The sequence below is a fragment of the Bradyrhizobium sp. 23 genome (genome assembly GCF_023073295.1).
GTDB lineage: Bacteria > Pseudomonadota > Alphaproteobacteria > Rhizobiales > Xanthobacteraceae > Bradyrhizobium > Bradyrhizobium canariense_D.
Genome location: NZ_JADPJF010000038.1, coordinates 13,253 through 22,416 on the forward strand (window position 1 = coordinate 13,253; position 9,164 = coordinate 22,416).

General features: G+C 63.1%; 11 protein-coding genes. 4 read left to right on the forward strand and 7 right to left on the reverse strand.

Annotated elements, in window-relative coordinates; all coding sequences use genetic code 11:
* Positions 1 to 15: 15 nt before the first annotated feature.
* Both IVB32_RS08535 and IVB32_RS08540 read right to left on the reverse strand, forming a co-directional pair.
* Positions 16 to 1,107, reverse strand: coding sequence for a type II asparaginase (locus tag IVB32_RS08535; protein WP_275974687.1), 1,092 nt, complete (start codon positions 1,105 to 1,107; stop codon positions 16 to 18).
* A gap of 223 nt (positions 1,108 to 1,330) precedes the next feature.
* Positions 1,331 to 1,579: a hypothetical protein gene (locus IVB32_RS08540; RefSeq protein ID WP_018456350.1), complete on the reverse strand. Its 249-nt coding sequence runs from the start codon at positions 1,577 to 1,579 to the stop codon at positions 1,331 to 1,333.
* Between the two features lie 204 nt (positions 1,580 to 1,783).
* On the opposite strand from IVB32_RS08540, the gene IVB32_RS08545 reads away from it, so the two are divergent.
* Entirely contained in the window at positions 1,784 to 2,254 is a 471-nt protein-coding gene (locus IVB32_RS08545; RefSeq protein WP_247370909.1) for a cupin domain-containing protein, read from the forward strand.
* A gap of 15 nt (positions 2,255 to 2,269) precedes the next feature.
* On the opposite strand, the gene IVB32_RS08550 is transcribed toward IVB32_RS08545, so the two are convergent.
* Positions 2,270 to 2,833 (reverse strand): TetR/AcrR family transcriptional regulator, encoded by a 564-nt coding sequence (locus IVB32_RS08550; protein ID WP_247368655.1) that lies wholly within the window; start codon positions 2,831 to 2,833, stop codon positions 2,270 to 2,272.
* A 103-nt stretch (positions 2,834 to 2,936) separates the two neighbouring features.
* Between IVB32_RS08550 and IVB32_RS08555 the strand changes: the two genes are divergently transcribed.
* Positions 2,937 to 3,308 (forward strand): nuclear transport factor 2 family protein, encoded by a 372-nt coding sequence (locus IVB32_RS08555; protein ID WP_018456353.1) that lies wholly within the window; start codon positions 2,937 to 2,939, stop codon positions 3,306 to 3,308.
* Positions 3,309 to 3,354: 46 nt separating this feature from the next.
* Here the strand turns inward: IVB32_RS08555 and IVB32_RS08560 are convergent, their stop codons facing one another.
* Positions 3,355 to 4,317 (reverse strand): alpha/beta hydrolase, encoded by a 963-nt coding sequence (locus IVB32_RS08560; RefSeq protein WP_247371178.1) that lies wholly within the window; start codon positions 4,315 to 4,317, stop codon positions 3,355 to 3,357.
* 128 nt (positions 4,318 to 4,445) lie between these two features.
* Between IVB32_RS08560 and IVB32_RS08565 the strand changes: the two genes are divergently transcribed.
* A complete protein-coding gene (locus IVB32_RS08565; RefSeq protein WP_247410110.1) occupies positions 4,446 to 5,123 on the forward strand; it encodes a nitroreductase in 678 nt (225 codons plus the stop codon).
* Positions 5,124 to 5,484: 361 nt separating this feature from the next.
* Here IVB32_RS08565 and IVB32_RS08570 read toward each other — a convergent pair whose 3' ends face one another.
* The 3 genes from IVB32_RS08570 to IVB32_RS08580 are packed head-to-tail and all read right to left on the reverse strand — an operon-like array spanning position 5,485 to position 8,071.
* Positions 5,485 to 6,606, reverse strand: coding sequence for an HD domain-containing phosphohydrolase (locus IVB32_RS08570; RefSeq protein ID WP_085353014.1), 1,122 nt, complete (start codon positions 6,604 to 6,606; stop codon positions 5,485 to 5,487).
* A gap of 50 nt (positions 6,607 to 6,656) precedes the next feature.
* Positions 6,657 to 6,977, reverse strand: a complete 321-nt coding sequence (locus IVB32_RS08575; protein WP_085353016.1) for a PilZ domain-containing protein — start codon at positions 6,975 to 6,977, stop codon at positions 6,657 to 6,659.
* Positions 6,974 to 8,071, reverse strand: a complete 1,098-nt coding sequence (locus IVB32_RS08580; RefSeq protein WP_085353018.1) for a DUF2336 domain-containing protein — start codon at positions 8,069 to 8,071, stop codon at positions 6,974 to 6,976. Before IVB32_RS08580 ends, IVB32_RS08575 begins: the two co-directional genes overlap by 4 nt.
* 309 nt (positions 8,072 to 8,380) lie before the next feature.
* On the opposite strand from IVB32_RS08580, the gene IVB32_RS08585 reads away from it, so the two are divergent.
* The coding region (locus IVB32_RS08585; RefSeq protein WP_247410112.1) for an AraC family transcriptional regulator at positions 8,381 to 9,164 on the forward strand (784 nt) is incomplete at its 3' end.

Here is a 9,164-nt window from a genome sequence, read left to right on the forward strand (position 1 = left end):
CGCGCGTCGAATGCTCTAGTACGTATAGAACATCCGCTGGATTTCCTTGGTGTCGGTCGTCTTGGTCAGCGCCAGCATCAGCAGAATACGCGCCTTTTGAGGATTGAGCGTATCCGAGACGACGAAGTCATGCTCGTCGTCCTTGGCCTCGCCGTTGCGCGCGACGATGCCGTTGCCGACCCGGCTGCTGCGCACGATCACGACACCCTTCTTGCGGGCCTCGTCGAGGGCTGGCTCGACCGCGGGGCGAGCCAGGCTGCCGTCACCGACGCCGGCATGCACGATCCCCTTGGCCCCGGCGGCGACAAACGCGTCGATCGCGACCCGGTTCATGTTGGCGTAGCCGTACACGATGTCGACTTGCGGCAGGACATCGAGGCTGGAGACGTCGAATTCGGAGTCCGCCGTGTGCCGGCGCGTCGATTGACGATAGAAGTACGGCTTGTTGCCCTGCATGTAGCCGAGAAAGCCGAGTTCCGGGGTACGGAAGGTGTCCGCCGTCGAGGTGTTGTTCTTGGTGACATCGCGAGCCGCGTTGATCTGATCGTTGAGAGCAACGAGCACGCCCTTGCCGACGGCCTCGTCACTGCCTGCGAGGATCACCGCATTGAAGAGGTTGATCGGCCCATCCGCGCTGATCGCCGTCGACGGCCGCATCGCGCCGACGACGACGACAGGTTTCTTGCTCTTGACGACGAGGTCCAGAAAATAACTGGTTTCTTCGATCGTATCGGTCCCGTGCGTGATCACAATGCCATCGACGTCGTCCTGCGCGAGCAGCGTGTTGACGCGCTTGGCAAGCTTGAGCCAGTAGTCATTGTTCATGTTCTCGCTGGCGATCTGGAAAACCTGCTCGCCCTTGACGTTAGCCACCGTTTTCAGTTCGGGGACGGCATTCAGGAGCGTCTCAATGCCCACCGTGGCGGCGGTGTAGCCGACCACGGTGGTGCTGCTCGCCCCGCTGCCGGCGATCGTGCCGCCGGTTGCGAGCACCATGACGTTGGGCAGTCCCGGGCCCCGCGCGTTCGCGGCTTCAAGTCCGATGAGCAGCGCGAAGAGCAAGCTCATTGCCGCGATGAAGTGATGACGCACTCGAGGTTGCCACATCTTGACGTTCCCTTTGCTAGAAAGCCTTGTCGATGCGCCCCGTTTCGCTCGGCACCGCATGATCGGTCAGTCGAGAGCTCCTGTCTAGGGCGACGCTGCTTTCGGATGATTTGGTCTGGAAGCCGGTACACGGAAACACACACGCGAATGGCCGGGACAAGCCCGGCCATGTGGCAGTTCGTCTGGCGATTGCTCGCTAAAGCAGCAGCGAATTTGCGGCGCCTTACGCGCCCATCTCGCACTTCTTCATAAAGCTGTTCTTGGCGGCGCCGGCGAGCGGCTTGCCCTCGGCGCTGACGGCCTTGGGCGCGCAGGCTTCGGCTTTGCACTTCTTCATGAACGAGGTCTTGGCGGCGCCAGCCAGGGCCTTGCCGTCCTTGCCGACCGCCTTGCTTTCGCAGGTGTCCTCCGCGAGGGCCGAACCCGCTGCGAACGTGGCAACGATCGCAGCCAGGAAAATCCGCTTCATCATGATTGTCTCCCTAAACCAGAAATGGCACGCGGATTGGAGCCGGAAATCGTGGCGCAATCAAGCTGGATGAGCGCCTGCCGCCCGGTCTTGCTGGCGATTTTCCGACCGCGGGTACGAAAGGGCCGACGCCTGCTGCACTGCTCGCTGACCGGGACGGGCGATCCTGCTAGCTTCAGGCGAGTTTAGCCGAAAGGGAGCATCGTAATGGAGACCCTGATTGCGAACATGCCGGATGCCGCTTCTGACCGGCATTCTCACCTGGTTCGGCCGCAAGAGATGGAATGGCAGAAGACGCGCTTTCCCGGCTGCGAGGCCAAGACGCTGCTGTTCGATCGCAGCAGCGGTCTGATGACGGCCTTGATGCGCTTTGCGCCGGGATCGGTGCTGCCCGATCACGAGCATGTCGGCGTCGAGCAGAGTTATGTCATCGAGGGCGCTCTCGTCGACAACGAGGGACCGGCCAAGGGGGTTACCTGCAAGGCCGGCGAATTCATCTGGCGCGAGGCGGGCAGCCGGCATGCCGCCTGGTGCCCGGAGGGCGCCCTGATCCTGGCGATCTTCCAGGTGCCGAACAAGTTCTTCGAAGCCGACGGCCGCGTCGTCGATGCCGCCGGTCAGGATTGGGACCAAACGTGGGGGCACACCGACGCGCAGCGGGCGGGGAAGGCGCGGTAGGCGGCTCTTCGAAGCTCAAGTGCCGTCATTGATGCTTCTGACGAGCGTGGTGACCTGAACGGCGATCAGCCGCCGCATCTCCTTGCCGTTCCTGGCGGTTTCGCGCAGTCCCCGCATGCCGAACACCAGGCATCGCGCCAGCACCTCCGGCTCGACCGCTATCCCGGCGGCCTTCACCTGATCGCGGATGAGGTCGGCGACCAAATACTGGAAGTTGTCGTAGACCTTCCGAACTGCGGGGAAACGGAGGTCGAACAGATCTGCCGAATCGGGATGCGCCTCGATCAGGTCGAAGCCATGCGATCCCCAGGATTTACAGGCGTGGAGCAGCCTGGCGTGAAGGCCGTCGAGGCGCGCGATTGCGGCCCTGATCTCCCGATGCTTCTGCTCGTCCATTCGCTGGATCACCGCCGCGAACACGGCGTCCTTGTCGGGGAAGAGCAAATACAGCGCCGGCCGCGACATTCCCGCCCTGGCGGCGATGTCGCCCATCGTCGTGCGGGCATGGCCGTAGCGGGAGAAGACCTCCGTCGCAGCCTCGACGGCGAGCTCTTCTTTCGAAATGCTGGAACGAGCCATGAGCCTCACAAGCGTCGGAACTGAACGTCGGGTCATATTGACAAAATATCAATAATTGTCAATGTGACCGAAAGCGGCATGAGGCCACGAGAGGTTCTGCGAGATGAACGATGAAGCGCGACTGAAGACCTGGAACACCTATCAGGCGGCGTGGGGACCCATCGATGAGGACGAGCGGCGTCGGCTGCTCGAGCAAAGCGTGGTCGCGGACTGCGTGTATACCGATCCGGGCTCGCAGGTTGAGGGACGCGACGCCTTGATGGCGCGCATCGGTCAAACCCAGCTCAAGTTTCCTGGCGCGCATTTCAGGAATGACAGCTTCCTCGAGCACCATGATCAAGGGCTTTTTCGCTGGACGATGTATGACGGCGCCGGTCGCGTGTTCGTCACGGGCGAGAGCTTCGGCCGTTTCGGCGACGATGGCCGCCTCGTTCAGGCGACGGGCTTCTTCGAGGTGCCCGCTGCCAAGTCCTGAACGCCGCCCGGCGCGGCGGTCGATCCTGCCGCTCCGGATATCGCCCTCAGGCGCCGCGCGCGAGAAGCGCCTTGAAGTCCGCGCGTGCGCGCTGCGCTTCGGCACGCGCCACCTCGGAGGCGTCGCCGAGGCCGAAATAGCCGTGGATCAGGCCGGGGCCTTCATGATGCTTCACCGGCACACCGGCTGCCTCCAGCGCCCGTGCGTAGGCTGCACCTTCGTCGCGCAGGGGATCGAACCAGGCGGTGGTGACGATCGCGGGCGCGACGCCGGCGAGCGAAGCCGCGCGTAGCGGTGAAACGCGCCAGTCGGTCGCATGAGAGGGATCGGCGAGATAATGACCGCAAAACCACTCCATCACGGCGCGCGAGAGGAAGTAGCCTTCGGCATTCTCGGCGCGCGAGGGGAAGCGTGCGTTCTCGCGCGCGTCCGCATAACTCCCGAGGACGTCGGTCACGGGGTAGACCAGGAGTTGCGCCGCGAGCTTGATGCCGGCGTCGCGGCAGGCGATCGCGGTGGTGGCGGCGAGATTGCCGCCGGCGCTGTCGCCGGCAACGCTGAAGCGTTTTGCATCGCCGCCAAATTCCGCAACGCGGCCAAACACGTCGCTGACCGCGGCAAAGGCGTCCTCGAACGCGCCGGGAAAACGCGTTTCGGGCGGACGGCGATAATCGACGGAGACGACGACCGCGCCCGTCTCGATCGCAAGGTTGCGTGCCTGCCGGTCGTGGGTCTCGAGGTCGCCCGCGACCCAGCCGCCACCATGGAAGAACACCACGGTCGGCGCCGGCGTGGTGCCGACGCGGTAGACCCGTGCATCCAGCGGACCGGCGCCGCCTTTCACCTTGATATCCGCGATGATGTCGACCGGTGGTGGCGCTATGGCCGCGCGTGAGGCAGCCAGTGCACGCAAGGAATCGCGGGCGCTCTGTGGCGTCATCGTCGTGGCATCGCGCATCGGCAGAAGCGGAATGATCTGGGCGATGACGGGATCGAGCGGTGCAGCCATGTTGGCTTTCATGGGATCCTCACAGGGTTCTTGGTCTTGCTTGCGGGTTAGCATAGATATTGCGCGCCGCATCGGCAACCGCTCGCGTGTTGGCGCGCCAGGGGATGAACGGGCAGGGAGGTCTTGAGGTGGAATTCGAAACGCTGGTCCAGTCGCGCCGCAGCGTGCGCGGCTTCAGGAACGAGCCGGTGCCGCGCGCGGTGATCGAAGCGATCATCGACAGCGCCAAGCGTGCGCCCTCGTCGATGAACACCCAGCCCTGGCACGTCCACGTGCTCACGGGCGGTCCGCTGGAACAGCTGCGCCGACGCAGCATGGAGGAGATGGTTGGCGGCGCCAAGGTGAAGCGCGACATCGTCAGTCACGGCGAGTATCAGGGCGTGCACCGGGCCCGGCAAGTCGACGTCGCCAAGAAACTGTTCGGCGCGATGGGGATCGCGCGCGACGACAAGCCGATGCGGCAGGACTGGGTGCTGCGCGGCTTCCGCCAGTTCGATGCGCCGGTGTCGCTGGTCTTGACCTATGACCGCGTGCTCGATCCCGGCGCGGTCTGCCATTTCGACCTGGGCGCGCTCTGCTACGGCATCGTGCTCGCGGCCTGGGACCGCGGTCTCGGTTCGGTTATCAACGGGCAGGGCATCATGCGCTCTGACATCGTGCGCGAGGTCGCAAACATTCCGGAGGACGAGGTGATCATGACCTGCGTCGCGATGGGCTATCCTGACGACAACTTTGCCGCGAACGCGGTGCGCTCCGATCGCGAGGGCAACGACGATTTCGTGCGCTACGTCGGATTCGCCGAGTAGTGCGGGCAGAGGAGATTATTCTCTCGCCGAAATTTTTGGTGCGGACCGCTTGGCGGCCTCTTGCAATCTCGATCGTGCAGGAGGAACAATGTGCGGACTGAAAGGTTTGATGCTGGCGCGAGGGAATTGACATGCGGCGGCTCGCTAGCCTGGTTCGACGGTTCTTCGGCCCGCGAGTGCGGCGTCCGATCGATGATGATCCAAGTCTTCCTTTCACACCCGAAGAGTTCGGCCGGCTGATCCGCAGCGGCCGGCACGAGGACATGAAGCTGCTGGCCGAAGGGCTCGCCTGCCGGACCGTTCCGCGCCGCACCAGACATCGCGCCGCGCACTAGACTGGGGTCGAGACGGGTTGCTGCGCTTACCTCGTGAGAGCGACCTGCCTGAACGCGGTCAGCAGCGCCTTCTCCAACTTTCCGCTCATCCCGCATAGGATGTCATAGGCTTCGCTGCGTGGCAGCGTCGGCTTGTAGTGCCGATACTCGATCAGGGCCGCGAAGATGTCCGAGATCGTGAGAATCCGCACGATGTCGCCAATACTCTCGGCCCCGAGTGCATCCGGATAGCCGCTGCCGTCAAGAAATTCGTGATGATGCCGCACGGCATCGAGGATCTCCGGTGAGATATTGTCGTGGTCTTTCAGGAAATCGTAACCCGCAATCGGGTGAGTCTCGATCATGGCACGTTCGGCCGGATCGAGACGGCCGGGCTTGTCGAGGATGGCAAGCGGGATCCGGGCCTTGCCGAGGTCGTGGAACATGGCCGCCGAATACAGCCGCTCGAGATCGGCGCGGCCCACACCGAGACTCAGTCCGAAGTCGATCGCAACGCCGGTCACGAGCAGGCAGTGCTGGTAGGTTCCCTCGTGGTGGCGCCGCACAGTGGTGAGCCACTCGGACAAGCCATGCTGGGTGATGCGATCAGCGATCTTGCGGCCGGCTTCCTTCGTGCCGTCGACATCGATGGGCTCGCCGAGCGCGACGGCAGTGAACATCGACGCGATCGCCGTCGCCGCGGCCTCGACGGCATTGTCCTGCTGCGGCGCCTGACCTGAGGAAGCAGACGCCTCTTCGGCGGAATCAGCCAGCGCTGCCAGCAGCTTGATCTTGTCGATCGTCCCGGGAAGGACGAGCGTGGCCCCGAGCGCGTAGGCCTGCGAGATACTCATGTGAGAGGGGTGCTCGACCAGGAAGATGCGCTTCGTTGCCTTTGCGAACTTTATGGCTCGTTTCTTGATGGCCGCGATGGTGTGGACGTCACGCAATTCCGCACGGATGACGATCGCGAACGGCATCTGGGACAGCTTGGCTTCTGCGTCGAGCCGTTCGCCTGCGACGGCAAACCGTTGCTCGAGAATCGAACAGACGCTCGACAATTTTTCCGAGGAGTCAGCCAGCACATGCACGAATGGGCGTGCCGCTTCCTTCTCTCGGATGCCGCCGTCGCCTTTGACGGGGCGGGATATAGTTCGCGCGTTCTGCAAGGTTGACCTGAATCATGCTGGAGTTGGATCGGGCTGATGAATCCTTGGGCCTATTTGCTCTGAGCGGCAGCCTGCACAGCGGCTGCCGGTTTCTTCTTGCCGTCTGCGGTGACGAAGTGCACGCCGGCCGTGGTGCCGTCGATCCAGACCAGTTCGCAGCGCCGGTAGGCGAGCCCCGTCGAGGACAGCAGCAGGAAGAATTCCTTGGCCTGGAGCACGTCGAGCGTGCCCTCGACCTCGATCTTTGCACCGCTTTGCGATATGTCGAGCAAAACGCAACTGCGCCGCCAAGTGCCGTCCGAGCCCATTAGATTGACAGGCTGCTTGTGATCCATTTTTACGCGCATCGCTTTGCGACCGTCGAACTTCATCGGCTAACCCCCATCTTCGGGCTGCGATTTCCCGGGTCGCCTGTGCTGGCGTTTGCTACTATTTGCCCCCATCGCACTGTCCATTGGCTGGTGGACAGAAGCAGCGTCTCGAAGATCCGTTGCGCGCGCTCGCGCTCGGAATAGGAGAGCCTTTTTCCGCTGCGGTTGCTCAGGATGGTAAGGGTGGTCTGCCAGTTTAGCCGCGACGCCCGACACGCCATGACCAGCCCCTCGCAATCGTCATCGCTCGCGACATGCTCGATAATTTCGAGCGGCGCCCCTGAAAGCACCGACAGCGCCGTGAATAAATTGGCCGTCTCGCCGCGGATCGCAAAGCGGTTCACCGTGGAATCGTTGAGCTTGCCGATGCGGTTGAGGGCGACGATCTCGGGCCTCGCGCCCGCGTAGTCGGCCCGGCAAGGCCGCTTTGGCGGAGCCGGCTCCGCTTCCGGCACCGGCGCTGCGGCGGACGGGGCGGGTGCCTTCCGGGCTGGTGGGGCGGAGAGCAGCTTGCGCACGACCAGATCGGGCGTGCCGGGCCGGAGCACCAGCGCCTTCGCGATCTCGCCGTCCTGGTCGGCCTTGGCAATTAGCGCTGCATAGGCTGCGTCGGAGAATTTCGTTCCCTGGTTCTTGATCAGGTCAAGGCAGATCGGGCCGCCGTGCTTGATCAGCGCCTCAGTCACCGTCGGCGCGATGTCGCTGCGCGCGGCGATCGCGCGTCGATGCCACTCGCCACGGGAGTCAATGACAGCCTCGAGATCGGCTGCGGAAAGTGCACGCGACTTGAGCAACACAGGACATGCCACGTCCGGACTATCGTGCGAGGCGAGACGCCACAATGTTTCGGGAGGCGCGATGTCAAGTTCCGCGAGCGCCGTGCTGAGCTGAACCAGTGCGCTGGCCTCGACCCGTTCCGTCAATCGCAGCAGAACACCGTCGACCACGTTGACGAGCAATTCCCGGCACTGGCCGCGGCTGCCAGTGAGCAACTGCACCATGCCGGCGAGAATGCGTGCGCAACGGTGCGGTGGGTAGGTTGCGACCACCTCTTCCAATTCAGCAAGAATATCAGCAGGCGAATTTGCCATCATGGCAGGGGCCTGACCTAAAATTAATTTGGACTATCGAACTGCACCTATTCCGCCCGACAGACGTTAATTTGAAGTTTGGATTTTGCTCGTCTAGGTATATCTGCACCGCTGGCCACACGGAAAACGCTATCGAAAATTGGCGAGATTTGATGCGCCGCCTTGTCCTTGGACTTCGACGCTCGCCAACTGGTCGGCATAGTTCGAAGTGATTCTTTCAGACTTAAGGCACACGGAGCGCAGAAGCGGGCCGGCATCGTCGCCGGACGCGTGTGTTGCGACGCGAAGTTCATATTGCCATGAATAGAAGTGATGATCCGCCGACGCTGGCGCCAAAGGTATTTCGCTTCCGACGTCGATGAATTTCGAAACGCCATACGAGGGCTCGACTTCGAGTTCACGCCTTTTGTACGGAGGATTTCGGCCGAGCAGAGTATTCTGTCGCTACCCGGCTGCGACGTGAATTTGACGCGGGCATTTCCGCGGGTCGTCGACGCACAGCTCGTCGAGAATTGTACCGCGATCGGATTCACGATGGACGATTTGGACGTGACCGTTCGATTCAACGGCGCGCGGCGTATACGACCCGTTATCGTCATCGGCAGCGGCGGCGCGGCTTACACCATCATCGAGGAGGTGCAGCGGCAAATCGCCTCGGTGGTGTTCAGGCCGGAGGTGACGGATCGCGGCTGGCCACAAGCAACCCTCTGCTTCAACATCTTCGAAACGACCGCTGCGGGCTTGAGCCGGCTTCGCGGTGTGGTCCGGGAAGTCTTGGAAGCCGCGTCGGAGCCCGTCGCCTCGCCCGACTTGCCGCTGAAGGCGGCCGGCATGAAGGAGACCCTGCTCGGCGCTGCGGACGCAATTTTCGAAAGTATCGTTCCCGCGCGATGGACCCTGCGCCCCAATGACGAGCGCAACTTCAAAGTCTTTCAGGACATCCGCGCGCTGCTTTCCGACGACCTCTCGCTGCCCATCTACAGCGACGAGATCGCGCGCAAACTCGGCTTGTCCGTTCGCACCATGCACGACGTCGCCCGCCGCTATCGTGGAATGAGCCTGCACCGCTACTTGCGCCTGCGGCGGCTGTGGCTGG

Coding starts and splice junctions, on each gene's coding strand:
- IVB32_RS08535 (WP_275974687.1), bottom strand. CDS start 1,107: ATGTGGCAACCTCGAGTGCGTCATCACTTCATCGCGGCAATGAGCTTG.
- IVB32_RS08540 (WP_018456350.1), bottom strand. CDS start 1,579: ATGATGAAGCGGATTTTCCTGGCTGCGATCGTTGCCACGTTCGCAGCG.
- IVB32_RS08545 (WP_247370909.1), top strand. CDS start 1,784: ATGGAGACCCTGATTGCGAACATGCCGGATGCCGCTTCTGACCGGCAT.
- IVB32_RS08550 (WP_247368655.1), bottom strand. CDS start 2,833: ATGGCTCGTTCCAGCATTTCGAAAGAAGAGCTCGCCGTCGAGGCTGCG.
- IVB32_RS08555 (WP_018456353.1), top strand. CDS start 2,937: ATGAACGATGAAGCGCGACTGAAGACCTGGAACACCTATCAGGCGGCG.
- IVB32_RS08560 (WP_247371178.1), bottom strand. CDS start 4,317: ATGGCTGCACCGCTCGATCCCGTCATCGCCCAGATCATTCCGCTTCTG.
- IVB32_RS08575 (WP_085353016.1), bottom strand. CDS start 6,977: ATGAAGTTCGACGGTCGCAAAGCGATGCGCGTAAAAATGGATCACAAG.
- IVB32_RS08580 (WP_085353018.1), bottom strand. CDS start 8,071: ATGATGGCAAATTCGCCTGCTGATATTCTTGCTGAATTGGAAGAGGTG.